Origin of the sequence: Streptomyces massasporeus, assembly GCF_014648995.1 — a bacterium.
In the GTDB taxonomy this organism is placed as follows: domain Bacteria; phylum Actinomycetota; class Actinomycetes; order Streptomycetales; family Streptomycetaceae; genus Streptomyces; species Streptomyces massasporeus.
The window spans coordinates 365,204-390,347 of the sequence record NZ_BMSE01000005.1; the positions used below are offsets into that span (position 1 = coordinate 365,204).

At 72.2% G+C, this 25,144-nt stretch carries 24 protein-coding genes; 6 read left to right on the forward strand and 18 right to left on the reverse strand.

The window, feature by feature from the left end; all coding sequences use genetic code 11:
• Window positions 1-7: 7 nt before the first annotated feature.
• Both IE153_RS15370 and IE153_RS15375 read left to right on the forward strand, forming a co-directional pair.
• Window positions 8-1,006 (forward strand): aldo/keto reductase, encoded by a 999-nt coding sequence (locus tag IE153_RS15370; protein ID WP_189590265.1) that lies wholly within the window; start codon window positions 8-10, stop codon window positions 1,004-1,006.
• Window positions 1,007-1,134: 128 nt separating this feature from the next.
• Entirely contained in the window at window positions 1,135-2,307 is a 1,173-nt protein-coding gene (locus IE153_RS15375; protein ID WP_189590266.1) for a PQQ-dependent sugar dehydrogenase, read from the forward strand.
• Window positions 2,308-2,316: 9 nt separating this feature from the next.
• Here IE153_RS15375 and IE153_RS15380 read toward each other — a convergent pair whose 3' ends face one another.
• From IE153_RS15380 to IE153_RS15410, 7 genes are all read right to left on the reverse strand, one after another.
• Window positions 2,317-2,502 carry a DUF6191 domain-containing protein gene (locus IE153_RS15380; protein ID WP_189590267.1) on the reverse strand — a complete coding sequence of 62 codons (186 nt, stop codon included), beginning with the start codon at window positions 2,500-2,502 and terminating at the stop codon, window positions 2,317-2,319.
• A gap of 60 nt (window positions 2,503-2,562) precedes the next feature.
• Complete coding sequence (locus IE153_RS15385; protein ID WP_189590336.1) at window positions 2,563-5,646, reverse strand: helix-turn-helix transcriptional regulator; 3,084 nt, start codon at window positions 5,644-5,646, stop codon at window positions 2,563-2,565.
• 128 nt (window positions 5,647-5,774) lie between these two features.
• Window positions 5,775-5,960 carry a hypothetical protein gene (locus IE153_RS15390; protein ID WP_189590268.1) on the reverse strand — a complete coding sequence of 62 codons (186 nt, stop codon included), beginning with the start codon at window positions 5,958-5,960 and terminating at the stop codon, window positions 5,775-5,777.
• A 196-nt stretch (window positions 5,961-6,156) separates the two neighbouring features.
• Complete coding sequence (locus IE153_RS15395) at window positions 6,157-6,693, reverse strand: hypothetical protein (protein ID WP_184908548.1); 537 nt, start codon at window positions 6,691-6,693, stop codon at window positions 6,157-6,159.
• Window positions 6,694-6,728: 35 nt separating this feature from the next.
• Entirely contained in the window at window positions 6,729-7,301 is a 573-nt protein-coding gene (locus IE153_RS15400; RefSeq protein ID WP_031107468.1) for a GNAT family N-acetyltransferase, read from the reverse strand.
• Window positions 7,279-9,525 carry an MMPL family transporter gene (locus tag IE153_RS15405; RefSeq protein WP_189590269.1) on the reverse strand — a complete coding sequence of 749 codons (2,247 nt, stop codon included), beginning with the start codon at window positions 9,523-9,525 and terminating at the stop codon, window positions 7,279-7,281. Before IE153_RS15405 ends, IE153_RS15400 begins: the two co-directional genes overlap by 23 nt.
• A 157-nt stretch (window positions 9,526-9,682) precedes the next feature.
• Window positions 9,683-10,036 carry a hypothetical protein gene (locus tag IE153_RS15410; protein ID WP_189590270.1) on the reverse strand — a complete coding sequence of 118 codons (354 nt, stop codon included), beginning with the start codon at window positions 10,034-10,036 and terminating at the stop codon, window positions 9,683-9,685.
• Window positions 10,037-10,227: 191 nt separating this feature from the next.
• On the opposite strand from IE153_RS15410, the gene IE153_RS15415 reads away from it, so the two are divergent.
• On the forward strand, window positions 10,228-11,037 hold the full coding sequence (locus IE153_RS15415; protein ID WP_189590271.1) for an SAM-dependent methyltransferase: 810 nt from the start codon (window positions 10,228-10,230) through the stop codon (window positions 11,035-11,037).
• A gap of 56 nt (window positions 11,038-11,093) precedes the next feature.
• On the opposite strand, the gene gatB is transcribed toward IE153_RS15415, so the two are convergent.
• From gatB to IE153_RS15440, 5 genes are all read right to left on the reverse strand, one after another.
• Window positions 11,094-12,608: an Asp-tRNA(Asn)/Glu-tRNA(Gln) amidotransferase subunit GatB gene (gene gatB / locus IE153_RS15420; RefSeq protein WP_189590272.1), complete on the reverse strand. Its 1,515-nt coding sequence runs from the start codon at window positions 12,606-12,608 to the stop codon at window positions 11,094-11,096.
• A 16-nt stretch (window positions 12,609-12,624) separates the two neighbouring features.
• Window positions 12,625-12,864, reverse strand: a complete 240-nt coding sequence (locus IE153_RS15425; RefSeq protein WP_030851407.1) for a hypothetical protein — start codon at window positions 12,862-12,864, stop codon at window positions 12,625-12,627.
• Complete coding sequence (gene gatA / locus IE153_RS15430) at window positions 12,861-14,354, reverse strand: Asp-tRNA(Asn)/Glu-tRNA(Gln) amidotransferase subunit GatA (RefSeq protein WP_189590273.1); 1,494 nt, start codon at window positions 14,352-14,354, stop codon at window positions 12,861-12,863. Before gatA ends, IE153_RS15425 begins: the two co-directional genes overlap by 4 nt.
• 5 nt (window positions 14,355-14,359) lie before the next feature.
• Window positions 14,360-14,656 carry an Asp-tRNA(Asn)/Glu-tRNA(Gln) amidotransferase subunit GatC gene (gene gatC, locus IE153_RS15435; protein ID WP_007384860.1) on the reverse strand — a complete coding sequence of 99 codons (297 nt, stop codon included), beginning with the start codon at window positions 14,654-14,656 and terminating at the stop codon, window positions 14,360-14,362.
• 103 nt (window positions 14,657-14,759) lie between these two features.
• A complete protein-coding gene (locus IE153_RS15440) occupies window positions 14,760-15,131 on the reverse strand; it encodes a DUF4267 domain-containing protein (protein WP_031107477.1) in 372 nt (123 codons plus the stop codon).
• A gap of 95 nt (window positions 15,132-15,226) precedes the next feature.
• Here IE153_RS15440 and IE153_RS15445 point away from each other — a divergent pair, with 95 nt between their 5' ends.
• Window positions 15,227-15,814 carry a TetR/AcrR family transcriptional regulator gene (locus IE153_RS15445; protein WP_189590274.1) on the forward strand — a complete coding sequence of 196 codons (588 nt, stop codon included), beginning with the start codon at window positions 15,227-15,229 and terminating at the stop codon, window positions 15,812-15,814.
• 89 nt (window positions 15,815-15,903) lie between these two features.
• Here IE153_RS15445 and IE153_RS15450 read toward each other — a convergent pair whose 3' ends face one another.
• The 6 genes from IE153_RS15450 to IE153_RS15475 all read right to left on the reverse strand — a co-directional run bounded on the left by IE153_RS15450 (window position 15,904) and on the right by IE153_RS15475 (window position 23,834).
• Entirely contained in the window at window positions 15,904-18,183 is a 2,280-nt protein-coding gene (locus IE153_RS15450) for a putative bifunctional diguanylate cyclase/phosphodiesterase (protein WP_189590275.1), read from the reverse strand.
• Window positions 18,184-18,441: 258 nt separating this feature from the next.
• On the reverse strand, window positions 18,442-20,637 hold the full coding sequence (gene ligA / locus IE153_RS15455; RefSeq protein ID WP_189590276.1) for an NAD-dependent DNA ligase LigA: 2,196 nt from the start codon (window positions 20,635-20,637) through the stop codon (window positions 18,442-18,444).
• A 15-nt stretch (window positions 20,638-20,652) separates the two neighbouring features.
• Complete coding sequence (locus IE153_RS15460) at window positions 20,653-21,660, reverse strand: methionine synthase (RefSeq protein WP_189590277.1); 1,008 nt, start codon at window positions 21,658-21,660, stop codon at window positions 20,653-20,655.
• 71 nt (window positions 21,661-21,731) lie between these two features.
• Complete coding sequence (locus IE153_RS15465; protein WP_189590278.1) at window positions 21,732-22,421, reverse strand: SDR family oxidoreductase; 690 nt, start codon at window positions 22,419-22,421, stop codon at window positions 21,732-21,734.
• 73 nt (window positions 22,422-22,494) lie between these two features.
• Window positions 22,495-23,034 (reverse strand): LOG family protein, encoded by a 540-nt coding sequence (locus IE153_RS15470; RefSeq protein WP_189590279.1) that lies wholly within the window; start codon window positions 23,032-23,034, stop codon window positions 22,495-22,497.
• A complete protein-coding gene (locus tag IE153_RS15475; protein WP_189590280.1) occupies window positions 23,031-23,834 on the reverse strand; it encodes a class I SAM-dependent methyltransferase in 804 nt (267 codons plus the stop codon). The genes IE153_RS15470 and IE153_RS15475 overlap by 4 nt, the downstream gene beginning before the upstream one ends.
• Window positions 23,835-23,915: 81 nt before the next feature.
• Here IE153_RS15475 and IE153_RS15480 point away from each other — a divergent pair, with 81 nt between their 5' ends.
• Together IE153_RS15480 and IE153_RS15485 are read left to right on the forward strand one after the other, a co-directional pair.
• Complete coding sequence (locus IE153_RS15480) at window positions 23,916-24,239, forward strand: DUF427 domain-containing protein (protein WP_189590281.1); 324 nt, start codon at window positions 23,916-23,918, stop codon at window positions 24,237-24,239.
• 61 nt (window positions 24,240-24,300) lie between these two features.
• The gene (locus tag IE153_RS15485) at window positions 24,301-25,083 is read left to right on the forward strand and encodes an alpha/beta fold hydrolase (RefSeq protein ID WP_189590282.1); all 783 of its coding nucleotides are present in this window, start codon (window positions 24,301-24,303) and stop codon (window positions 25,081-25,083) included.
• Window positions 25,084-25,144: the final 61 nt, after the last annotated feature.

Below are 25,144 nucleotides of genomic sequence, written 5' to 3' on the forward strand. Positions count from 1 at the left end.
CGACCAGGTGGAGCGCAGGACGATCGGCGCGGCGGCGCTCGCGGTGGGGGCCGTCGGACTCGGGTGCATGCCGATGAGCTGGGCCTACAGCGCGTCGAGGCGGCGCGGCGACGAGTCGCTCAGGGCGGTGCACCGGGCGCTCGACCTGGGTGCGTCCCTGCTGGACACGGCCGACATGTACGGCCCCTTCACCAACGAGCTGCTGCTGGGGCGGGCGTTGAAGGAGCGGCGGTCCGACGCGTTCGTGTCGACGAAGGTCGGGCTGCTCGTGGGCGACCAGCACATCGTCGCCAACGGCCGCCCCGGGTATGTGAAGCGCGCCTGTGACGCGTCGCTGCGCCGGCTCCAGACGGACGTCATCGACCTCTACCAGCTGCACCGGGCCGACCCCGAGGTGCCGGTCGAGGAGACCTGGGGCGCGATGGCGGAGCTCGTCCAGGCCGGGAAGGTACGGGCGCTGGGCCTGTGCGCGGTGGGCGCCCGGGCCGGCCGCCGGTCCGGGGCCCGGCTGCACGACGGGACGATCCGGCAGCTGGAGCGGGTGCAGCAGGTCTTCCCGGTGAGCGCGGTCGAGGCGGAGCTGTCGGTGTGGTCGCCGGAGGCGCTGGAGACCCTGCTGCCCTGGTGCCGGACGCGGGGCGTCGGTTTCCTCGCCGCGATGCCGCTCGGCAACGGCTTCCTGACCGGCAGGCTGCGGCCCGGCGCCGGCTTCGAGGCGGACGACCCGCGTGCCCGGCACCCCCGCTTCACGGCCGAGATGATGGCCGCGAACCAGCCGGTCGTCGCGGGCCTGCGCCGCGTCGCCCGCCGGCACGGCACCGACGTCACCCCCGGACAGGTGGCCCTCGCGTGGGTGCTGGCCCAGGGCCCGCACGTCGTCCCGGTCCCGGGCGCGAAACAGGAGCGCTGGGTCACGGAGAACACGGCCGCGACGGCGGTGCGCCTGACCCCCGACGACCTCAAGGAGATAGCCGGGCTGCCGCCGGCCCAGGGGTCCTGGGACTGAGCCCCGGTTCCCCCTCCGGTGCGTTTCGGGCAAACCCCGTCCTTCCCGGTCGGGCGTTTCCGTGATCGGGAACCTGGGAGCCGCGAGCGGTGTATGACAGGGAGAGGACCCGCCCCGTCGAAGGGACCATGATCGTGCAACGTCGAGCCGTCCCGGCCGTGCTGGCCGCCGCCGCGCTCCTGCTGACGGCCGGCTGTTCCTCCGACAGCGGAGGCTCGTCCGGCAAGCAGACGAGCGCCTCCCCGAGCCGTACGGCACCCGGGTCGTCCGCGCCGCCGGGGCAGGCCGCCGAGGAGACGCCTGCGGCCAAGGGTTCGGTGAAGGTGGTCCGCACCGTTGCCGAGGGCCTGGACTCCCCCTGGGGGCTCGCTCCGCTGCCGGGCGGTGGCCTGCTCGTCTCCTCCCGGGACGACGGGACGATCGTCCGCGTCGACGAGAAGACCGGCAAGAAGACCGAACTGGGCGAGGTGCCGGGGGTCTCGGCGGCCGGCGAGGGCGGCCTCCTCGGGATCGCCCTGTCCCCCGACTACGCCTCGGACCACATGGTCTACGCCTACTTCACCTCGGCCTCCGACAACCGCATCGTCCGCATGATCTACGACGAGCAGAAGCCGGCCGGCGAGCAGCTCGGCGCGCCCGACACCGTCTACAAGGGCATCCCCAAGGGCTTCATCCACAACGGCGGCCGCATCCGGTTCGGCCCCGACAAGATGCTCTACGTGGGCACGGGCGAGAGCGGCGACACCGGTCTGTCCCAGGACAAGGACTCCGTGGGCGGCAAGATCCTGCGCCTGACGCCGGAGGGCGAGCCGGCGCCGGGCAACCCCTTCCCGGACTCGCCGGTGTACTCGTACGGCCACCGCAACGTGCAGGGGCTGGCCTGGGACGGCAAGCAGCGGCTGTTCGCCTCGGAGTTCGGGCAGGACACCTGGGACGAGCTCAACGCGATCAAGCCGGGCGACAACTACGGCTGGCCGGAGGCCGAGGGCCGGTCCGGCGACAAGCAGTTCCACAACCCGATCGACCAGTGGACGACGGCCGAGGCCTCCCCCAGCGGCATCGCCTACGCCGAGGGCTCGATCTGGATGGCGGGCCTGCGCGGCAAGCGGCTCTGGCGCATCCCGCTGAACGGCACGGAGGCCTCGGCCGAACCGCAGGCCTTCCTGGAGGGCGAGTACGGCCGGCTGCGCACGGTGGTGCCGGCGGGCGGCGACCGGCTGTGGCTGGTGACCAGCAACACGGACGGCCGGGGCAGCCCGAAGGACGGGGACGACCGGATCCTGGAACTGCGAGTGACGTAGCGACTCCCCCTAGCTGCCGGGGGTGTCCTGCTCCTCGTCGGGCGGGCGTACGACGACCTTTCCGGACGCGAGATCTATCGGTCCGCGTCCGGGATCGCCGTCCCCGACGTCCTCACGGGTCAGTTCCAGGCGGTTCTGCTCGTCGCGGGTGTGCTTGCGCCCGGGCGAGAACAGCTCCTCGAACATGTTGAACAACGGGTGCCTCCCTGGGCCGCGGGCTTCACGTCATCCGCGGCGTCCCTTACAGCGTATGCCTCAGCCCGCCGGACCGGGCATGAGCATTTCGGCCGGGAACAGCCCCAGCCGGTGCGCCACCGCCGCCGCCTCGCCCCGCCCGGAGACGCCGAGCTTCCCCAGGATGTTGGAGACGTGCACACTCGCGGTCTTCGGGGAGATGAACAGCTCCTGGGCGATGCGGCGGTTGGTGTGGCCGGCGGCGACCAGGCGCAGGACGTCCCGTTCCCGGCTGGTGAGGCCGAGGGCCTCGGCGGGGTCGGCCGGTGCGGGGCCGGGTTGCGTGGCGGGCGTGAGCGGGAGGCGGGCGCGCCGGCCGAGTGCGGTGGCGGCGTCGGCGAGCGGCCGGGCGCCGAGGTGGCGGGCGACGGTGTGGGCGAGGCGGAGCAGTTCCGTGACGCGCTCGCGCTCGTCCTCGCCGGAGCACGTCAGCAGGGACTCGGCCAGGCGGTACCGGACGCGGGCGAGGTCGTAGGGCCGGCTCAGGGGTTCGAAGGCGGTGACCACCTCCGACCAGATGTCCGGGGTGCTCAGGCCCTCGGCGCGGTGGAGTTCGGCGCGCACCCACTGCTCGTGGGCGAGCCAGACGGGGGCGTGGGTGGTGAGGCGCTTGGCGGTGGAGCGTATGCCGTCCAGGACCTGCTCGCGGCCGTCGCGGGCGGCGGGCAGCGCCCGGGCGTCGGCCTCGGCGGTGGCCGCCTGGAGCAGCAGCGGCCAGGCGTAGCGCTGGGTGCCGAGCGGGAAGCCGGATTCCAGGGTGCGGGCCAGTTCGGCGCGGGCGTCGGCCAGGCGGCCCTCGGCGGCGGCGAGCGCGATGGTGAGCCAGGAGATCGGCAGGTCGTGCTGCGGCATGGGGTCGTGCGGACCGTAGGCGGCGCGGCCCTGGGCCAGATACCGGGCGGCGTCGGGCACCTGCCCGCGCGCGAGCGCCAGGTAGGCCAGGCAGTTGGCGCCGGACCCGTGCGGACCCGCCGTCTGGCCCCGCCGCTGGGCGTTGGCGGCGGCGTCGGCGGCCTCGTCCCAGCGGCCGAGGGAGATGAGCGACTCGGCGAGGTTGCTCCAGACCCAGGCCTCGGCGTCCCGCAGGCCCATCGTCCCCGTGAGCCGCAGGCCCTCGCGCAGGATGCCGACGGATTCCTCGGAGCGGCCGACGCCTTCGAGGACCGAGGGCAGGTTCACATGGCTGCGGCCCACGACCGCCGCGAGGCGACGGGCGACCACCTCGTCCCTGACGTCGTACATGTGGCCGAGCCCGGCGTCGATCTGCCCGGCGTCGACCATGAGCCCGCCGAGGGTGAGCCGGGCGTTGGACTCGATGTCGTCGGCGCCGACCATGCGCGCGTACTCGACGGCCCGTTCGGCGGCGGTCAAGGCGTCCGGGCCGGGTTCGTGCAGCATCGACCAGTGGGCGGCCGTGGCCAGCACCTCGGCGTGCACCTCGGACGGCGGCAGACCACGGACGAGCTCCTGGGCGGTGGCGATCTCCTTCCAGCCGTCGCCCCGGGCCAGTCCCTGCACCAGCCGGGAGCGCTGGATCCAGAACCAGGCGGCGCGGTGGGGGTCCCCCCTGCTCGAACGCAGTTGAGAGCTTGGGGGAGCATCGTCGTCGTCCTCCAGCAGGCGCAGCGCCCGCTTGGTGATCTTCAGGGCGCGTTCCCGCTCCCCGCAGAGCCGTCCGGCGACGGCCGCCTCGGCCAGCAGATCCAGGTAGCGCAGCGCGGTGGTGGCCGGGTCGCAGCCGCAGGGCGGATAGACCTCGGCGTAGTCCACGGGGCGCAGGGTCCGGCGGACGGCGTCGGGGGCGGCGTCCCACAGTTCCATCGCCCGTTCCAGGAGGCGGAGTTGCTCGGAGTAGGCGTGGCGGCGGCGGGCCTCGACAGAGGCTTCGAGGACGGCGGGCAGGGCCTTGGCGGCGTCGTGGGCGTGGTACCAGTAGCTGGCCAGGCGGGTCGCCCGCTGGTCGGCGGGGACGAGGGCCGGGTCGCTCTCCAGGGCTTCGGCGTAGCGGCGGTTGAGGCGGGAGCGTTCGCCGGGGAGCAGGTCGTCGCTGACGGCCTCGCGGACCAGGGAGTGGCGGAAGCGGTAGCCGTCGCCGCCGGGTGCGGGGGCGAGGATGCTCGCGTTCACGGCGCCCCGCAGCGCCTCGATGAGATCGTCCTCGGCGAGCCGGGCGACGGCTGCCAGCAGCCGGTGCTCGACGGTGGAGCCGCCCTCGGCGACGATGCGGGCGACCTGCTGGGCGGACTCCGGCAGTCCTTCCACGCGGACGAGCAGCAGGTCGCGCAGGGAGTCGGTCAGGCCGGTCCGGCAGCCCTCGTGGGCGGCGACGGCGAGTTCCTCGACGAAGAAGGCGTTGCCGTCGGAGCGTTCGAAGATCGCGTCGACCCGGTCCGGCTCGGGCTCGTGGGCGAGGATCCCGGTGACCTGGCGGCCCACCTCGTCGCGGTTGAAGCGGGCGAGTTCCAGGCGGCGGATCGTGCGGAGCCGGTCGAGTTCGGCGAGCAGGGGGCGCAGCGGGTGGCGGCGGTGGATGTCGTCGGAGCGGTAGGTGGCGAGGACGACGAGGCGGCCGGTGCGCAGGGTGCGCAGGAGGTAGGAGAGGAGGTGGCGGGTGGAGGCGTCGGCCCAGTGCAGGTCCTCCAGGGCGAGGACGACGGTGTGCTCGGCGGTGACGCGCTCCAGCAGGCGTGCGGTGAGCTCGAAGAGGCGGGCCATGCCGTCCTCGTCGTGCCGCCCGGCTCTGGACTCGCCCAGCTCGGGCAGCAGCCGGGCCAGTTCCTCCTCCTGGCCGGCGGCCGCGGCGGCCAGCTCGGCGGGGAGTTCGCGGCGCAGGGCGCGCAGGGCGGTGGAGAAAGGGGCGAAGGGCAGCCCGTCGGCGCCGATCTCCACGCAGCCGCCGAGTGCGACCACCGCCCCGCGCCGGCGGGCGGCGGCGGCGAACTCCTCGACGAGGCGGGTCTTGCCGACTCCGGCCTCCCCGCCGATGAGCAGTGCCTGCGGCTCGCCCTCACAGGCGCGGACGAGCGCGTCGTGCAGCGTGCCCAGTTCCTCGGCACGGCCGACGAACACGGGGCTCACGGACCTGGTCTCCACGGCCCCGAGCATCGCATGCGGGTCCGACGGCACGGCACCGGTTTTCCGTCGAACGGCCGGAGCAGCGGCCGCCGTTCCTGTGCGAACGACGGTCGCTGCTCCTGTGACGGCCACGCCGGCTGCCGGTCCCGCCCCGGTGTTCACGCGGTCCGGGCGGATCGCGGCCGGCGGAAGCGGCGGCTATGGCTCTCGTGCTCGGCGGAGTCCTGGTCGGCTTCGTGGCGGGCCGCGCGGCGGGCCCGGGCGGCTTCGCGGACCAGGCGCTCGTGGTCGGCACGGCGGATGAGGTCGTTGGTGCGCAGCTGCTGGAGCTCGTACTCGTACATGGTGTGTCCTTGAGGAGAGGCGGTCACGGAGTGTTTCTCCGTGATGACCTCACTCTCGTCTCCCAGGTGGGGCCGCCACATCGGGAGAGTTCCGCATCTTCGACCGCGCGGGGGGCCTTAGACGCGACTGAGGGGCCTCAGGCGCTCCGTAAGGTGCTCACGGAACCGCCTAAGACCCCTCAGGACCTGCGGGCTCTCAGCTCGCGGACGGCAGTCCGAGCAGGATGCCGGTGTACTTGAGGACGGCCAGGAACAGGCCGATGACGCCGAGCGCGACTCCCGCCCAGGCGACGGACTTGATCCAGGGGGCCTGGATCCGGCCCGGCGTGCCGAACGCGGGCCGGGCGAGCGTCACGACGCCGACGACCAGCGCGATCAGCGCGAACAGGCCGCCCCACAGGGCGGTGGTCTGCCAGGCGTCGCCGTAGACCGCCTGGATCTGCTGGGCCACGCCCGCGTTCTGCGCCGTCTCCAGCTGGCCGACGAGGTTCTGGCGCGCGGAGGCCACGGTGCCGATCCAGCTGCCGGTGAGCGAGACGACGCCCAGTGCGGCGGAGACGACGGCGGCGGCGCCCTGTCCGACGCCGGAGGGTGCCTCCTCCTTGGTCTGCGCGTCGTCGGCCGCGGCCGGGACCTCGGTCTCGGGCACCTCGTCGGACTTGGTGGTGTCCACCGCCTTCTCGTCGGTCGTGGCCTTGGTGGCCTCGGTCTCGTCCACTGCGTTCGTAGCCATGTCTCGCACCGTAGGGTCGCTGTCTGAGAAGTCTCTTAATGATCGTTGTGAGCGGCACGCGCGCGTGCGGCGCGCCACTCGGGCGCCAGCACCGACCAGACTTCGAGATCGTGCCGTACGCCACCATAGGGGTGTGCCTCGCGTCGCACACCGTCACGGGTCATGCCGAGCCGGCGCGCCACGTTCAGGCTGGGCCGGTTGCCGGCGGCGGCGACCCACTCGACGCGGTGGATGCCCCGCTGCTCGACGGCCCAGTCGATGAGGACCCGCATCGCGCGCGTGACCAGACCCCGGCCCGTCGCGGCCGGCTCCAGCCAGCAGCCGACCTCGCAGTTGCCGGTCGCCGCGTCGAAGTTCAGGAACAGCACTCCGCCCACCAGTGTGCCCTCCAGCCACAGACCGTGCAGGGACCCCGTGTCGGCGGCGCGCATGTCGGCGTAGCGCTGGAGCTTGGCGCGGGCCGAGAGCAGGTCCGTCTCGGTCGTGCCGAAAGGGATGTACTGCCCGATGAACTCCCGCCCCCGCTCCAGGTGCGCCAGGAACTCCCCGGCGTGCCAGGGCTCCAGGGGCCTCAGCTCGGCGTCGTCACCCAGGGATATCGCGTACATCCCGCTGCCGCTCCTCCTCCGCCAGGACGTCCGCCACCTCGGCATCCGTCGCGGCGGCCAGCCTCTCATGGGCGGCACGGCTCTCGGGCGGCTCGATGCTGATGCGCGGCATGCGCTTGTCCAGCCAGCGGGGCAGCCACCAGTTGGCGCCGCCGAGCAGGTGCATGAGGGCCGGGACGAGGAGGGTGCGCAGGACGAACGCGTCGAGGGCGACGGCGGCGGCCAGGGCGATGCCGAACATGGCGATCACGCGGTCGCCACTGAGGACGAAGGCCAGGAAAACGGAGATCATGATGACCGCCGCCGAGTTGATCACCCGGCTGGTCTCGGCGAGGCCGACGCGCACGGCCCGCCGGTTGTCGCCGGTCTCCAGCCACTCCTCGTACATCCGGCTGACCAGGAAGACCTGGTAGTCCATGGAGAGGCCGAAGAGCACCGACACCATGATCACGGGCAGGAAGGGTTCGATGGGCCCCGCGCTGCCCAGGCCGAGCAGTTCGCTGCCCCAGCCCCACTGGAAGATCGCGACCACGACTCCGAAGGCGGAGGCCACGGCGGCGACGTTCATCGCGGCGGCCTTCAGCGGGATGCCGACGGACCGGAAGGCCAGCAGGAGCAGCAGACAGCCCAGGCCGATGACGGCCCCGACGAAGACCGGCAGCTTGGAGACGATGACGTCGGCGAAGTCGTCGTAGCCGGCCGTCATGCCGCCCACCTGCACATCGAGCGAGGTGCCCGACTCGGCGCGCGGCAGCACCTCGCCGCGCAGCCGGTCGACGAGGTCGCTGGTGTGCTGCGACTGCGGGGAGGACTCCGGGACGACGGTGAGGTAGGCGGTGTGGCCGCCGGAGTCGAAGGTCACGGGGGTCACCGAGGCGACGCCGTCGGTGGCGCGCAGGGTGCCGTCGAGGTTGTCCAGGGCGAGCTTGTCGTCGGCTCCGTCGACCTTGGTGACGAGGGTGAGCGGGCCGTTCACGCCCGGGCCGAAGCCGTCGGCGAGCAGGTCGTAGGCCTGGCGGGTGGTGGCGGTCTTCGGGCCGTTGCCCTGGTCGGAGGTGCCCAGGTGCAGGGAGAAGGTGGGCAGTGCGAGGACGCCCATGACGACCAGGGCGACCGCGCCGAGCACCTTGGGGTGGCGTTCCACGAAGGCCGACCAGCGGGCCGCGAATCCGGTGGGCAGCTCGGGTTCGGGCCCGTGCTCCGCGAGGCGGCGGCGCTCGCGGCGGCTGAGCGCGCGCATGCCTATGAAGGACAGCAGGGCGGGCAGCAGGGTCACGGAGGCGGCGACGGTGAGGATGACGGTGAGGCTCGCCGCTATGGCGACGCCGTTGAGGAAGCTCAGCCGCAGGATCAGCATGCCGAGCAGGGCGATGCAAACGGTCGCGCCCGCGAAGACGACGGCCCGTCCGGTGGTCGCGACGGCGTTCGTGGCGGCCTCGGTGACGGACAGCCCGCGCTTCAGCCCGCGCCGGTGTCTGGTGACGATGAACAGCGCGTAGTCGATGCCGACGCCCAGCCCGATGAGCATGCCCAGCATGGGGGCGAAGTCGGCGACGGTCATGGCGTGCCCGAGCAGCACGATCCCGGCGTAGGCGGTGCCGACGCCGACCAGGGCGGTGGCGATGGGCAGCAGGGACGCGGCGAGCGAGCCGAAGGCGAGGAACAGCACCACGGCGGCGACGATCACGCCGACGATCTCGGCGACGTGCCCGCCGGAGGACTCGGTGAGCGCGACGGCGCTGCCGCCCAGCTCCACCCGGAGCCCGTCGGTCTCGGCGCTCTTCGCGGTGTCGACGACGGCCTGCGCCTCGCTCTTGGCGATGTTCTCGGCCTGGTCGTCGAAGGTGACCGAGGCGTACGCGGTGTGACCGTCCTCGCTGACGCGGCCCGCGCCGGGCCCGCCGTAGGGGCTGGTGACCGAGGCCACGCCGGGCAGGTTCTCGATCCGGTCCAGGGTGCGGGTCATCGTCTGCTCGACGTCGGCGGCGCGGACGCTGCCGGACGTGGTGTGCCAGACGACGGTGTCGCTGTCGCCGCCGAGCCGCGGGAAGCCCTCGTGCAGCAGCTCGGTGGCGCGGCCGGACTCGGTACCGGGGACCTGGTAGTCGTTCGAGTACGTGGTGCCGGCGACGGCGGCACCCGCGGCGACACCCGCGAACGCGAGGAGCCACAGCATGACGCTGAGCAGACGGCGCTGGACACACCAGCGGGCGAGGGCTGCCACGAAACGTGCTCCCGGGTTGCCTTGTGTGGATCTTTGACCGGGAACAGTCGTACATGAACTGAACAGCCAGCAAAGAACGCATGAGCAATGCGCTGCCACTCTTACAAACGAACGAGATCATTTGTCGGTTTCGTGGGCTTATTCACAGCGGCCGGTCTCAGTCGAACTGGTCCCCCAGCGCCATCACCATCACACCCGCGATCAGCAGCCACAGGGCCCTCCGGGTACGCCCGCGGGAGCCCAGCACGGCGGCGGCGGCGCACACGGCGGCCCCGCCGGCGTACGCGGCCGGGACGAGTGCCGGTGCGGAGCGGATGAGGCGGAGCAGCGCCGCGGCGAGACCGGCCAGCGTCAGCGCGGCGCCGGTGCCCGCAGCCGTCCAGCGGGCCCGGCGCGCGTCCTCCAGGAGGTCGTCGGACTCGTCCAGGAGGGCGTGGGACGCGTCCTTCTCGGCTGCCGCCTCCGAGTCCGCTGTCTCTGGACCGGTGTCGGAATCAGGACGTCCACTCATGGCCGAGACGGTAGCGCGCCGGTCGCGGAAAACCGGGTGCGGGGCCGCCGGGCCGGCTGTTAGCGTCCGTCGGTCCGAGAAACGCCCGCGGCCTCCCGCCGCCCGGCCGAAGCAGGTGCATTGTTTGACGGTCCGACCGAGCTCCTACGCATGCCCGTTCTCCCTCAAGGACTCAAGGAGCCCGTTCACCGATGCCGGACATCACTTCCCGGACCTCGAACGACCCCCTCACTGACCGTGTGAGCCACCCCGGCTACCCCCGCAGCAACGGCTACGACGCCCGCTGGACCATCGACAACCAGATGGGCCCGCACGCGCTGTGGCTGCTGGAGTGGCTGGCCCCCGCCCTGGGGCTCGACACCCTGAGCCCCGGCTCCCGGGTGCTCGACCTGGGCTGCGGCCGCGCCATGACGTCGATCTTCCTCGCCAAGGAGTACGACGTCCAGGTCGTCGCCGCCGACCTGTGGATCAAGCCCGACGACAACGCCGGGCGCATCGCCGAGGCGGGTGTCGCCGACCGGGTCCTGCCCGTGTTCGCCGAGGCCCATGACCTGCCGTTCGGCGAGGGCACCTTCGACGCGATCGTCTCGATCGACGCCTACCAGTACTTCGGCACCAACGACCTCTACCTGCCCACCCTGACCCGGCTGCTGAAGCCGGGCGGGCGGATCGGTGTCGTGATGCCGGCGCTGCGGGAGGAGCCGGAGGGCGACGAGCCGCCGGCGCACCTGAAGGAGTACTGGGAGAAGGATCCCGGCTTCTGGGCCTTCCACTCCCCCGCCTGGTGGCGGCGGCTGTGGGCCCGCAGCGGGGCCGTCGAGGTCGAGTCGGCCGACTGGCTCGACGACGGCTGGCGCGACTGGCTGCTGTGGAGCGAGGTCTGCGCCGAGGAGAGCACGAGCGACTTCATGGCCGACATGGCCCGCTGGTCGGTCGAGCTGATGCACGCCGATGTGGACCACGTCCTGGGCTTCACCCGCGTCGTCGGCCGCCGCGTGTGAGTGACGAGGGGGGATGCACCGGTCCGGTGCATCCCCCCTCGTCGGGTCCGCCGGGGTCAGCCCTCGCTGACGCCCAGCTTCTCCAGGATCAGTTCCTTCACGCGGGCCGCGTCTGCCTGGCCGCGGGTGGCCTTCATGACCGCACCGACCAGTGCACCGGCCGCGGCCACCTTGCCGCCGCGGATCTTGTCCGCGACGCCCGGGTTGCCGGCGATGGCCTCCTCGACGGCGGTGGTGAGGGCGCCCTCGTCGGAGACGACCTTCAGACCCCGCTTGTCGACGACCTCGTCCGGGGTGCCCTCGCCCGCGAGGACGCCCTCGATGACCTGCCGGGCCAGCTTGTCGTTCAGGTCGCCCTTCGCGACGAGCTCGGTGACCCGGGCGACCTGCGCCGGCGTGATCGCCAGCTCGTCGAGCGCCTTGCCCGACTCGTTGGCGCTGCGGGCCAGCTCGCCCATCCACCACTTGCGGGCGGAGGCGGCGTCGGCCCCGGCCTCGATCGTGGCGACGATGGGCTCCAGCGCACCGGCGTTGAGGATGGCCTGCATGTCGGTGGCGGAGACGCCCCACTCCTCGCGGAGCCGGCTGCGGCGGACCAGCGGGAGTTCGGGCAGCCCGGCCCGGATCTCCTCGACCCACGCGCGGGACGGGGCGACCGGGACGAGGTCGGGCTCCGGGAAGTACCGGTAGTCCTCGGCCTCCTCCTTCACCCGGCCCGAGGTCGTCGACCCCGTGTCCTCGTGGAAGTGGCGGGTCTCCTGGATGATCGTGCCGCCCGAGGACAGCACGGCCGCGTGCCGCTGGATCTCGAAACGGGCCGCGCGCTCCACGGACCGGAGCGAGTTGACGTTCTTCGTCTCGGAACGCGTGCCGAACTTCTCCCGGCCGTGCGGGCGCAGCGACAGGTTCACGTCGCAGCGCATCTGGCCCATCTCCATACGGGCCTCGGAGACGCCGAGCGCCTTGATGAGCTCGCGCAGCTCACGGACGTAGGCCCGCGCGACCTCCGGGGCACGCTCGCCGGCGCCCTCGATCGGCTTGGTGACGATCTCGATGAGGGGGATGCCGGCGCGGTTGTAGTCCAGCAGCGAGTGCGAGGCGCCGTGGATGCGGCCGGTGGCACCGCCGACGTGCGTCGACTTGCCGGTGTCCTCCTCCATGTGGGCGCGCTCGATCTCCACGCGGAAGGTCTCGCCGTCCTCCAGCTGCACGTCGAGGTAGCCGTTGAAGGCGATGGGCTCGTCGTACTGGGAGGTCTGGAAGTTCTTCGGCATGTCCGGATAGAAGTAGTTCTTCCGGGCGAAGCGGCACCACTCGGCGATCTCGCAGTTCAGCGCGAGGCCGATCTTGATCGCGGACTCGACGCCGGTCGCGTTGACGACCGGGAGAGCGCCGGGCATGCCGAGGCAGACCGGGCAGGTCTGCGTGTTGGCGTCCTGGCCGAGGGCGGTCGAGCAGCCGCAGAACATCTTGGTCTTGGTGCCGAGTTCGACATGGACCTCGAGGCCCATGACGGGGTCGTACGACGCGAGTGCGTCCTCGTACGACACCAGGTCGGTCGTGGTGGTCACGGTGAGTACTTCCCTCTCAGCCCAGCAGAACGTCGTCGTCGCCCAGCTGCTTCAGCTCGCGATAGAGAATGGCCAGGTTGGTGACGACCGCGGCTCCGGTCACGACGGCGTCGAGCAGCCGCAGCGTGTCGTTGTCTCCGCGGGCCTTCTTGATCTGCTTGTAGACCCCGACGGCGCCGAACGCCGACGTGGCCATCGAGATGTACAGACCGGACTTGGACTTCTTGAAGCCCTTGGCCTTGGACAGTGCGCTCACAGCGACGGAGCCTCCTCGATCAGCGGGTGGCCCCACTTTTCCACGAAGGCGGCCTCGACGGCGGCACCCACCTTGTACAGGCGGTCGTCCTTCATGACGGGGGCGATGATCTGCAGGCCGACCGGGAGGTTGTCCTCCGGGGCGAGACCGCACGGCAGCGACATGGCCGCGTTGCCCGCCAGGTTGGTCGGGATGGTGCACAGGTCGGCGAGGTACATCGCCATCGGGTCGTCGGCGCGCTCGCCGATCGCGAAGGCGGTGGTCGGGGTCGTCGGGGAGACGATCACGTCGACCTGCTCGAACGCCTTGTCGAAGTCCTGCTTGATGAGCGTGCGGACCTTCTGGGCGCTGCCGTAGTAGGCGTCGTAGTAGCCGCTCGACAGGGCGTACGTGCCCAGCATGATGCGGCGCTTGACCTCGGGGCCGAAACCGGCCTCGCGGGTGAGGGAGGTGACCTCCTCGGCGGAGTGCGTGCCGTCGTCGCCGGTCCGCAGGCCGTAGCGCAGGCCGTCGAAGCGGGCGAGGTTGGAGGAGCACTCCGAGGGCGCGATCAGGTAGTACGCCGACAGCGCCAGGTCGAAGGACGGGCAGTCCAGCTCGACGATCTCGGCGCCCAGTTCCTTCAGCAGCTCGACGGACTCGTCGAAGCGCTGGATGACGCCGGCCTGGTAGCCCTCGCCGCGGAACTGCTTGACCACGCCGACGCGCATGCCCTCGACGCTGCCGTTGCGGGCGGCCTCGACGACCGCCGGGACGGGCTCGTCGATGGAGGTCGAGTCGAGCGGGTCGTGCCCGGCGATGACCTCGTGCAGCAGCGCCGCGTCCAGGACCGTGCGGGCGCAGGGTCCGCCCTGGTCGAGGGAGCTGGAGAAGGCGACCATGCCGTAGCGGGAGACCGCGCCGTACGTCGGCTTCACACCGACCGTGCCGGTGACGGAGGCCGGCTGGCGGATGGAGCCGCCGGTGTCGGTGCCGATGGCGAGCGTGGCCTGGAAGGAGGCGAGCGCGGCGGACGAACCGCCACCGGAGCCGCCGGGGATCTTGGTGAGGTCCCAGGGGTTGCCGGTCGGGCCGTAGGCGCTGTTCTCGGTGGAGGACCCCATGGCGAACTCGTCCATGTTGGTCTTGCCGAGGATCACGACGTCGGCGGCCTTGAGCCGCTTGGTGAGCGTCGCGTCGTACGGCGGGATCCAGCCCTCGAGGATCTTCGATCCGACGGTGGTCGGGATGCCCTCGGTGGTGAAGATGTCCTTCAGCGCGAGGGGCACGCCGGCCAGCGGGCCGAGCTTCTCGCCCTTGGCGCGCTTCTCGTCCACGGCGCGGGCCTGGGCGAGGGCGCCCTCGCGGTCCACGTGCAGGAAGGCGTGCACCTTCTCGTCGACGGCCTCGATGCGGGCGAGGTGGGCCTCGGTGACCTGCACCGCGGTGAGCTCGCCGGAGGCGATCTTCGCAGCGGTCTCGGCGGCCGTGAGCTTGATGATGTCCGTCATGGCTGTTAGTCCTCCCCCAGGATCTGCGGCACCTTGAAACGCTGCTGCTCCTGGGCCGGGGCGCCGGAGAGCGCCTGCTCGGGGGTGAGCGACGGACGGACCTCGTCCGCCCGCATGACGTTCGTCAGCGGGAGCGGGTGCGAGGTCGGCGGTACGTCTTGGTCGGCGACCTCACTGACGCGTGCGACCGCGCCGATGATGTCGTCCAGCTGTCCCGCGAAGTGCTCGAGCTCTTCGGGCTTCAGCTCCAGACGCGCCAGCCGGGCGAGGTGGGCGACCTCCTCGCGCGTGATGCCAGGCATGCAGCGATCCTCTGGGGTGAGTGAATGTGGTTTGGCCCAATCCTATGGGGCGGGGGGCCGTGCCCGTGAAACGGTTTGCCGCCCCGGAGGCTCTCGGGCCCCCTCAGACCGCGAAGAGCAGTCCCGCGATGACCAGGACGACGACCGCGGTGGCGAAGTGGATTCCGAAGGCGACCGCCTTCGTGCCGCCGTTGCGCAGCACGATCAGGGTGTCGCCGAGCGGCACGAGCGCCACGGCGAGCATGAACCAGGCCTCGGCTCCGGCCCCCGCGAAGGCGAGCAGCGCCAGACCGACCAGCCCGAGGGTGCCGTCCCGCAGGCCCTTGATCGTCAGGTAGGCCCCGGCGTCGCCGCCGGGGTCGGCCGGGACGCCGTAGCCGGCGGCCGCGGAGGCGGGCTGGAACAGGAACCGGTAGCCGAGAAACAGGCAGAACAGGTTGAGCACGACGGCCAGGGTGTACGCGGTCACGGTCATGGCTCTCTCCGATTTCCGAGTTTCTAGCAGTGCTAGGGATGAGAGCGAAGCTAGCAGAGCGTCGACAGGAACGCTAGCGCTGCTAGAATTCGGGCATGACGATCCAGACGCGCCGGGAGCGCGAACGAGCGGAGCGCGAGCGGCTGATCGTGACGGCCGCACGGGAACTGGCGGAGGCGGAGGGCTGGGACGCGGTGACCACGCGCCGGCTCGCCGAGGAGATCGAGTACAGCCAGCCGGTCCTCTACAGCCACTTCAAGGGCAAGGGCGCGATCATGGCGGCGGTGGCGGTGCAGGGCTGCGCGGACCTGGCCGAAGAGATGCGGGCGGCGCGCACGGCGGCCGGGAGCGCCCGCGAGGCGCTCGCGGCGGTGGGCGGCGCGTACACCGCCTTCGCCCGGCGGCGGCCCGCGCTCTACGACGTGATCTTCACGCTCGCCGTGGACCTGCCCTTCGCCACCCCCGAGGCGCCGCCCGCCCTCCAGGACGCCTTCGGCGAACTGCTCCAGGCCGTCCTGCCGATCGCGGCCGACGGCGAGGACACGGGCTTGCTGACGGAGACGTACTGGGCCGGGCTGCACGGCCTGGTGACCCTGATGCGCAGCGGCCGGCTGCCCGAGGAGGCACACGAGCAGCGCCTGGCGCTGCTGATCGGCCACTTCGTGCCGCCCGGCACGAGCTGAGCGCTCGCCCCGGGCCCGAAGTCCGAAGCCCTGGGTTCGAGGTTCGACCGAAGTGGAGCGGCCGGGCGAGCGGAACAGGTGGGTGCGGCCTACTCGTCGGCCGTCGCGGCGGGGAGCGCGGCGCGTGGGCGCTGCCAGCCCCGGGGCCCCCGCGCCCGCAGCCACGCCGTGGTCTCCTCCGGGGGCATCGCCGCCGCGACCAGCCAGCCCTGGACGGCGTCGCAGCCGAGGTCGCGCAGGCGCTCCCAGGTCTCGTCGTCCTCGACGCCCTCGGCGACGACGAGCAGGCCGAGGGAGTGCGCGAGGTCGACCGTGCAGCGCACGATCTCCGCGTCCTCGGTGTCGACCGCGAGCCGGGCCACGAACGAACGGTCGATCTTCAGCTCGCTGACCGGGAGCCGGCGCAGGTGCACGAGCGAGGAGTAGCCCGTGCCGAAGTCGTCGAGGGACATCTTCACGCCGTGCGCGGTCAGTTGGTTGAGGGTGTCGGCGGCGCGCTGCGGGTCCTCCAGCAGGACGTGCTCCGTGATCTCCAGTTGGAGCGCTCCCGCCGGGACGCCGTGCCGGGCCAGCCGGGCGGCGACGGAGCCGGCGAAGCCGGGGGTGTGCACATCGCGCGGGGAGACGTTCACCGCGACCGGGACGAACAGGCCCTGTTCCCGCCAGAGCGCGACCTGGCCGAGCGCCGTCTCCAGGACGTACTCGGTGAGGTGGGGCATCAGGCCCGAGGACTCGGCGATCGCTATGAACTCGTCCGGCGGCACCTTGCCCCGCTCGGGGTGCACCCAGCGGACCAGGGCCTCCAGGCCCGCCACCTGCCCGTCGAAGCGGACCTTGGGCTGGTAGTGCAGATGCACCTCGTGCGCGTCGAGGGCGCGGCGCAGATCCCCCAGCAGGCCGAGGCGGTCGGGGGTGTTGGAGTCGCGCTTGGACTCGTAGACCTCGACGCCGGTGCGGTCCCGCTTCGCCTGGTACATCGCCACGTCCGCCCGCCGCAGCAGCCCTTCGGCGTCCAGGGCGTGGTCGGGGAAGACGGCGACTCCGGCGCTGGCCTCCAGGACGAGGGTGAGGCCGTCGAGGTCGAGGGGGGAACTGAGAGCGGCGACCAGGTTGCGGGCGACCCGGGTCGCGGAGGTCGTGGAGTCGGCGACCGGCAGTAAGACGGCGAACTCGTCCCCGCCGAGCCGGGCGGCCTCCGCGCCGCGCGGCAGCGCCACCCGCAGCCGGTCGGCGATCTGCAGCAGCAGCCGGTCACCGGCGAGATGACCGAGCGTGTCGTTGACCGACCGGAACCGGTCGAGGTCGATCAGCATCAGGGCGGCGCGGGCGTTGATCCGCTCCGCGTCGTCCAGAGCGGTCCAGATGCGCTCCAGCAGCCACTGGCGGTTGGGCAGACCGGTCAGCGGGTCGCGCAGCTGTTCCTCCGCCCGGGCCCGGGCGATCCACAGGGTGGAGTCCAGGGCGATCAGCGGGATGGAGAACAGCGGCAGCAGGATCGGCTTGGCCACGGCGACCACGCAGATCAGCGGCGCGATCCCCAGCAGCGCGACCGCGACCAGGCCTTGTCTGACCAGGGCGGTGCGGGCGACGGTGGGCAGTCCGGGGCGCGGGGCGTGCAGGTACCAGAGCAGGACGCGGGTGACCATCAGGTAGGCGACGGCGACCAGGGCCACCTGGAGTGCGGTGGCGAGGGTCCAGGCGGCGGGCTCCGCCGGGGACTCGACGGACGGCACGGTGCCGAAGACGCCCAGCACGAGCGCGCCGGCTCCGATGCCGAGGAGGTCGACCGCGCCGTGCAGCACGCCTTGGCGCCAGCGGTTGCGGCGGGCCACCCCGACCAGCACGACGACCGTGAGGCTGACCATGCCGGCCGGAACCCAGCCGTAGAGCAGCAGGACGGCGAGGGTGAGGGCGGCGCCCGAGCCGGTGCCGCCCCACCAGCGGGAGCGGCCCAGCATGACGAGGTGGCCGACGATGATGCCGGTCAGCACGGCCAGCGACCAGCCGGCCGTGCCCGCCGGGAAGAGTGCGTGGCCGTCGGTGAAGGCGCGGTAGAAGCCCGCGCCCAGGACGCACCCGGCCGCCGCGACGACGGCCGCGGGCATCGCCGGCCAGGACTGGTGCCGTTCCCCGTCCGCGTCGTCCGCGCCGGTGAGTCCGGGCGTGTGGTCGGTGATCGGCTGTGCTCCGGGGCCGTCCGCGGCGCGCCCCGCACTGCCACGTCCGTTCGGGGTGTATTGTCCGACGGCGCGCACCTCCGTACCCGGACGCCCCGCCGGCCGCACGGCCTCACGGACTGCACGCCATGCGACCGCCATGCGGCGCAGGCGCAGCCGTGAGCCCGGCACGGCGCTCTCGGTCGGTTCCATTCCCGTCCCTCTCACAGCCGGCGGTGCCCACGCCCCGCGGCCCGGTGCCCGACAACCCTCAACGGCCCGCGCCCGAAAACCCTTCCCCGCGCTCTGTGCGAGCACGACGATGCCCCGACCGCAGCTGGGCACGGCAGGCGCACCTCTCAACAGTAGGCCGCAGAAGGCTTCCAGGGGCAGCGGTCGCCGACGGTTGCCCGAATGCGCCCCGGCCACCCGTATGCATCTGGTATGCGCCGAACGGGTGGCCTTCAACCGCTACTCCTCGGCCGAAAGGGCGACTTCGGCCGCCGCGTCCGGTCCCTGCTCCAGCAGGACGCCGAAACCCTCCTCGTTCAGGACCGGAACCTTCAGCTGCATCGCCTTGTCGTACTTCGACCCGGGGCTGTCACCCACCACGACGAACGACGTCTTCTTCGACACCGAGCCGGTCACCTTCGCTCCGCGGCTCTGCAGCGCCTCCTTGGCGCCGTCCCGCGTGAAGTGGTCGAGGGTGCCGGTGACGACGACGGTGAGGCCTTCGAGGGGGCGCGGCCCCTCGTCCTCGCCGGTGCTCTCGGCCTCCATGCGGACGCCTGCGGCCTTCCACTTGCGGATGATGTCGCGGTGCCAGTCCTCGGCGAACCACTGCTTCAGGGAGGCGGCGATGGTGGGGCCGACGCCCTCGGTGACCGCCAGCTCCTCCTCGGTGGCCTGGTCGATGCGCTCGATCGAGCGGAACTCGCGGGCCAGTGCCTCGGCCGCCACGGGGCCGACGTGACGGATCGACAGGCTGGTGATGACCCGGGCGAGCGGGCGCTCCTTGGCCGCCGCGATGTTCTCCAGCATGGCGACCGCGTTCTTGCGGGGCTCGCCCTGCTGGTTGGCGAAGATCGTGGCGACCTTCTCCTCGCCGGTCTTCGGGTCGCGCTTGGGCAGCCCGCTGTCCGGGTCGAGGACGTACGCCTTGATGGGCAGCAGCTGCTCGATGGTGAGGTCGAACAGGTCGCCCTCGTCGACCAGCGGCGGGGTCTTCGGCTCCAGCGGGGCGGTGAGGGCCGCCGCCGCCACATAGCCGAAGTGCTCGATGTCCAGCGCCTTGCGGCCCGCCAGGTAGAACAGGCGCTCGCGCAACTGGGCCGGGCAGGTGCGGGCGTTCGGGCAGCGGAGGTCGACGTCGCCCTCCTTCATCGGCCGCAGCGCCGTACCGCACTCGGGGCACTCGCTCGGCATCACGAACTCGCGCTCGCTGCCGTCGCGCAGGTCGGCCACCGGGCCGAGGATCTCCGGGATGACGTCACCGGCCTTGCGCAGCACGACCGTGTCCCCGATGAGGACGCCCTTGGCCTTGACCACGTCCTGGTTGTGGAGCGTGGCGAACTCGACCTCGGAGCCCGCGACCGTGACCGGTTCGACCTGGGCGTAGGGGGTGACCCGGCCGGTGCGGCCCACGCCCACGCGGATGTTGACGAGCTTGGTGTTGACCTCCTCCGGCGCGTACTTGTACGCGATGGCCCAGCGCGGGGCGCGCGAGGTGGAGCCGAGGCGGCCCTGAAGGGGGATCTGGTCGAGCTTGACGACGACGCCGTCGATCTCCCACTCCACGGAGTGGCGGTTCTCGCCGAAGTACGCGATGAACTCCCGGATGCCGTCCAGGCCGTCGACCACCCGGTTGTGGCCGGACGTGGGCAGGCCCCAGGACTTCAGGAGGTCGTAGGCCTCGGAGAGGCGGGTCAGGCCGGTGAAGCCCTCCAGGGCGCCGATGCCGTGGACCACCATGTGCAGGGGGCGGGTGGCGGTGACGCGCGGGTCCTTCTGACGCAGTGAACCGGCCGCCGCGTTGCGCGGGTTGGCGAAGGGCTTGTCACCGGCCTCGACGAGGCGGGCGTTGAGCTCCTGGAACTTCTCCATCGGGAAGTAGACCTCGCCGCGGATCTCCACGAGGTCGGGGACGGAGTCGCCCCCCAGCCGGTCGGGGATCTCCGCGATCGTCCGCACGTTCGGCGTGATGTCCTCACCGGTGCGGCCGTCGCCGCGGGTGGCCGCGCGGGTGAGGCGGCCGTGCTCGTAGGTGAGGTTCACCGCGAGGCCGTCGACCTTGAGCTCGCACAGGAAGTGGTAGTCCTGCTCGCCCAGTTCCCTGGCGATGCGCTCCGTCCAGGCGGCCATCTCCTCGTCGTTGAACGTGTTGTCGAGGGAGAGCATGCGCTGGCGGTGCTCGACCGCCGTGAACTCCGTCTCGTAGGAGCCGGAGACCTTCTGGGTCGGCGAGTCCGGGGTGCGCAGCTCCGGGTACTCCTCCTCCAGCGCCTCAAGGGAACGCAGCAGCTGGTCGAACTCCGCGTCGCTGACGACGGGAGCGTCCTTCACGTAGTAGCGGAAGCGGTGCTCCTCGATCTGCTCCGCGAGGCGCGCGTGCTTCTCCCGTGCCTCTGCGGGCACCGTCGTCGTCTCCGCTTGCTTGTCGCCGGCCACCGTGTCGTCCTCCCGTTACTCTGGGTTGTCCGCGAGGGATCTCGCCGCCCGGGCGCAGTGCGCGAGAGCCGTGCGCGCGTACCCCGGGGAGGCCCCCGCGAGTCCGCACGCCGGGGTGACCGTGACCGCCTCCGCGAGAAGCCCCGGAGACAGCCCCAGCCTGCGCCACAGCGTCCTGACCCCCATGACGCTACCGGCAGGGTCTGACAATGGGCCCTCCGCGGACGGGACGACACCGGTGAAGAGCCGGGTGCCGCCCTCCACGGCCTCTCCGATCGCCTCGTCGTCACGCTCGGTGAGCAGCGAGAAATCGAAGGAGACAGCGGCCGCGCCCGCCCGGCGGAGCAGCGCGAACGGCACGTCGGGAGCGCAGGAATGGACCACGACCGGGCCGTCGGTGTGCGTCCCGACGAGGTCGCGCAGCGTCTGCTCGACGAGCTGCCGGTCGACGGCCCGGTGGGTGCGGTAACCGCTGGCGCTCTTCACCTGCCCGCGCAGGACGGCGGTGAGGGACGGCTCGTCGAGCTGGAGGACGAGCTGCGCGCCGGGGATCCGCCGCCGCACATCGGCAAGATGCAGCCGCAGCCCCTCGGCGAGGGAGGCGGCGAGGTCGCGGCAGGCCCCCGGGTCGGAGAGCGCCACCTCGCCGCCCCGCAGCTCCAGGTTGGCCGCGAGGGTCCAGGGACCGACGGCCTGGACCTTCAGCGGCCCCTCGTACTCCTGCGCGAACTCCTCCAGCGCGTCGAGGTCCTCGCCGAGCCAGGAGCGGGCCCGCTTGGTGTCCCGCCCCGGCCGGTCCCCGAGGCGCCATCCGCTGGGCTCCACGCGCGCGTACAGCTCGACGAGCATGCCGGCGGTCCGCCCGATCATGTCCGCGCCGGGTCCCCGGGCGGGCAGTTCGGGCAGGAAGGGGAAGTCCTCGAAGGTGCCGGTGACGGTTTTGGCGGCCTCTAGGGCGTCGCCGCCCGGCATGGACCCCACGCCGGTGGCCGCGCCGAACCTGAACTGGCTGTTTTCGCTCACCGGAGAAGCGTACGCAGGGGCCCGGCCCGGGGTCGGCTCCCGGGGTCGGCTCCCGTGGTCGGCTCTCGGGGTCAGCCCCCCGGACGCACCGTCAGGTCGTTGACCTCCGCGTCCCTGGGGAGATCCAGGGCCATGACGATCGTCGTGGCGACCGACTCCGGGTCGATCCACCGCGCGGCGTCGTACTCCTTGCCCTCCTGCTGGTGGACCTTGGCCTGCATGGGGCTGGCCGTGCGGCCGGGGTAGACCGAGGTGACGCGGACCCCGTTGCCGTGCTCCTCGTGGCGCAGGGAGTCGGCGAGCGCCTTCAGACCGTGCTTGGAGGCGGCGTACGCGGACCAGTCGGCGTGGGCGTTGAGGCCGGCGCCGGAGTTGACGAAGAGCACGTGGCCGCGGGCGGCGCGCAGTTGGGGCAGGAAGTGGCGGGTCAGCTCGGCGGGGGCGACCAGGTTGACGTTGAGCTGCTGGCGCCAGGCCTTCGGGGTGAGCTCGCCGACCGGGCCGAGGTCGACGACGCCGGCGATGTGCAGCAGCGAGTCCACCCGGTCCGGCAGCGACTGGTGGGAGAAGGCCCAGGAGAGCCTGTCGGGGTCGGCGAGGTCGCCGACCAGGGTCTGCGCCCCGGGGAACTCGGCCGCCAGCTCCTTCGCGCGGCCCGCGTCGCGCGCGTGCAGCACGAGCTCGTCCCCGCGCGCGTGCAGGCGGCGGGCCACGGCCGCGCCGATGCCGGAGCCGGCTCCGGTGATCACATGAGTAGCCATGCCCGCCATGCTCGCATCACGGCCGGGTCACTCGATGCCCCGGCTCTCCCGCCGTGCTCGCATCGGCACCGGCCTACTCGATGCCCCGGCTCTCCTCCAGATACGCCATCGCCCCCACCGGCTCCTCGGCGAAGAACACCAGGTCGGTGAGCGGCCGGGGCAGGAAGCCCTCGGCGTCCATGCGGCGGAACTGCTCCTTGAGACCGTCGTAGAAGCCGGCGGTGTTGAGCAGGACCACCGGCTTGTCGGTGTGCCCGTGCTTCTTCAGTTCAAGGATCTCGGTGGCCTCGTCGAGCGTGCCCGTGCCGCCGACCATGATCACCACGGCGTCGGCCCTCTCCAGGAGCAGCCTCTTGCGCTCGGCGAGGTCCTTGGCGACGACCATCTCGTCGACGCCCGGGCGGGCCTTGGCCGCGAGGAACTGCACGGAGACGCCGGCCAGCCGGCCGCCCGCCTCCTGCACCCCGTCGGCGACCACCTTCATCAGGCCGACGTCGGAGCCGCCCCACACGAGCGTGTGACCGCCCTTGCCCAGCAGCGTGGCGAACTCCCGCGCGGGGCGGGTGTAGCGCTCGTCGAGGTCGGCGGCGGACAGGAAGACACAGATGTTCATGAACCCACCGTACGGGCCCGGTCCCCCGCGACCACGACCCGCATTTTGGACTGCCGGTGGGGCAGGCGCTCCCAGTCGTCCATGAACCGGGCGTCCAGGCCGTGCTCGGCCGCGAGCTCGGTGAGGGTCCGCGTCCGGTAGTAGAAGTCCTCGTGCAGGACCTGGTGCTCCGCGCCCTCGGTGCGGTCGAAGGTGAAGTCGAAGAACCCACCGGGCGCGAGGATCCGGCCGACGTGGGCGAAGCACTCCTCGATGACGTGCAGCGGCGAGTGCGAGAAGACGCTGTGCGCGTGCACGACGTCGAAGTGGGCGTCCGGCAGGAAGGCGAAGGTGAGGTCGTCGGCGAGCGCCAGGTAGGGCAGTTTGGGCTGGAGCCTCTCGGCGACGAGGGTGTCCTGGGCGGCGAGCAGGATGTGCGGCGAGATGTCGATGCCGTAGTAGTGCCCGGTGTCGAGGTGGTCGATGAACAGGCGCCCGGCGCGCAGGTTGCCGCAGCCGATCTCCAGCATCCGGTGGTGCGGCCGCAGGCCGTGGCCCACCAGGTAGTCGAACTGCATGCGGCCGATCCGCGCCCACTGCTCGCGCGAGGGGTTGTGCCCGACCGCCGCCTCGGTGCTGCGGGCCGCGTCCGAGGCCATGACGGCCCGGTAGTAGGCGATGTGGTCGGGGTGGCGCAGCCGCAGCCAGGCGTCCCGCACCGCGCGCCGGGCGTGCGCGGGCACCCGCTCCGGGTGGCGCAGCGCGTACCGGACCTGGTGGAGCAGACGGGAGCGGTTTCCGGCCGGTTCCGTGGCGCGCATCGGGGCCTCCTGCGGCGAGGGAAGAACTCCGCTTCAGCCTGCGCTGTACCTCAGGAGTCGGCTACCCGAGGAGGGGCGATCGTGACCAGAGGGCATCGCATCACCATCGAACGCGGCGGCGGGCACGTGCGCGTGGTGCACGACGGGCAGGTGCTGGCGGAGAGCGACCGGTCGCTGGTGCTGCGCGAGACGGGCTGTCCCGAGCGGTACTACATCCCGCCCGAGGACGTGCGCCTGGACCTGCTGACGCCGTCCGGTACGCAGACGTACTGCCCGTTCAAGGGCACCGCCTCCTACTGGTCGCGGCCGGACGCGGCGGACCTCGTCTGGGCGTATCCGGACCCCAAGCCGGACGTCGCGGAGATCAAGGACCACCTGTGCTTCTACGAAGTGGAAGTGTTCTGATCGGCTGACGCGCCGCCCGCTTCACCGATGAACACCGCGGCGTGCGGCAGTCTGCGTGAGCATGGACAAGAAGACCCTTTCGCGCGACGGCACCCGCATCGCCTACGAGAGCACCGGCCGTGGTCCCGCGGTCGTCCTGGTGAGCGGCGCGATGTCGACGGGCGGCACCCTGGCGCCGCTCGCCGTGTCGCTCTCGGAGCGTTTCCAGGCCGTGGTGTACGACCGCCGGGGCCGCGGCGCCAGCGCGGACACCGCGCCGTACGCCGTGGAACGTGAGGTCGAGGACCTGGCCGCGGTGATCGAGGCGGTGGGCGGCGAGGCGATCCTGTACGGCATCTCCTCGGGCGGGGCTCTGGCGCTGGAGGCGGCGGCGAGCGGGCTGCCGGTACGGCGCGTGGCGGTGTACGAGACGCCGTTCGCGATGTCCGAGGAGGGCGCCAAGGAGCGTGCGGCGTACACGGAGCGGCTGACGGAGGCGCTCGGCGAGGGGCGGCGTGGGGACGCGATCGAACTGTTCCTGCGGCTGACGGGCCTCGCCGAGGGCATGATCCAGGGCGCCCGCCAGTCCCCCATGTGGGCCGGCATGGAGACGATGGCCGCGAGCCTCGCCTACGACGACGCCGTGATGCGCGACGGCCGGGTCCCGCGCTCCCGGCTGGGCTCGGTGGCCGTTCCCGTCCTGGCGGTGGCGGGCGACGCGAGCCCGGCCTGGCTGCGCGAGGCGGCCCGGGCGATCGCGGACGCGGTCCCCGAGGGCACGTACCGCACGCTCCAGGGGCAGACGCACATGGTGGAGCCGAATGTACTGGCGCCGGTGCTGACGGAGTTCTTCAGCCGGGACTGAGCCCGGGGCGCGGGACCACGCGCGCGTAGAGCCCGCCTCCGGGTCTCGCGGCGGGATCGGG